The following is an 853-nucleotide window of genomic DNA, read 5'->3' as shown; positions in this document are numbered from 1 at the left end:
CGACGGCGGCTTTCTGCGCAGCGTGTCCGAGGTTGCGCCCGGCGATGCGCTGGCCGTTACGGTGCGCGACGGTGAGGTGGACGTGACCGTGCGCGGGGTGCGGCCCGGGCAGGTGCTGGGGCAGGGCGGCGCGGACGATGCTGGCCGTACCGCAGGAAACGGCGTCAAAGTCGGAACGGGCGCCACGGAGCAGTGCGCCGGAGATATTTCGTGATGCAGTGTGTTCCGTTTGCCGGGCGGGCTGGCCGGGGGGCTGCCCGCCTGTGGTCTATGCCGGTGGCGGGCCGCGGTCTGGCCGTGTTGTTGCTCACGTTGTCGGTATTGTCGTCGGCCCTGCTGTCGGGGCTATCGGCCACGCCCGCGCGGGCGGCGGTGCTGTCCTTGGATGCCCCGGAATCCACCGGGGACGGCAAGCCCTTCGTGGTCACGGTGACGGCGGATGCGCCGGGCGACGTGGTGCTGGACTGGCGCGGCCAGTCCCTCACCGTGCCCGTGGCGCCCACCAGCGTCGGAACAGTCGCCGGGTCTACCGGGCCTGCTGGCCCTGCCCGCTGGATTGGCCAGGCCATCCTGGCCGTGCCGCTGGATGCCAAGCCCGGCACCGAGACGGTGCGAGCCCGCCCCGCCGGACAGCCCAAGGCCGCGCCCGCCGTCACCCGTGCCGTCGCCGTGGTTCGCGCCGCCTATCCGGAACAGCGCCTGACCGTGGAGGGCAAGTACGTCAACCCGGACAAGGCCGCGCTGGACCGCCACGAGGCAGAGCGCGCCCGCGTGAAGGCCGCGCTGGCCCTGCGCACTCCGGAACGCCTGTGGGCGTTGCCCATGCTGCGGCCCGTGCCGGGCGGCGTATCCA

At 73.2% G+C, this 853-nt stretch carries 2 pseudogenes; both read left to right on the top strand.

Going from position 1 to position 853, the window contains the following annotated elements:
• Positions 1-214: pseudogene (locus FVW20_RS17030) on the top strand (exodeoxyribonuclease VII large subunit); the annotation flags it as partial.
• Positions 214-853 (top strand): annotated as a pseudogene (locus FVW20_RS17025) (M23 family metallopeptidase); the annotation flags it as partial. The pseudogenes FVW20_RS17030 and FVW20_RS17025, both read left to right, overlap by 1 nt.

Source organism: Nitratidesulfovibrio oxamicus, assembly GCF_015731765.1.
GTDB classification, from domain to species: Bacteria; Desulfobacterota; Desulfovibrionia; order Desulfovibrionales; family Desulfovibrionaceae; genus Cupidesulfovibrio; species Cupidesulfovibrio oxamicus.
Note: the sequence above shows the minus strand (reverse complement) of the source record. Positions and strands in the feature narration are given on the sequence as shown.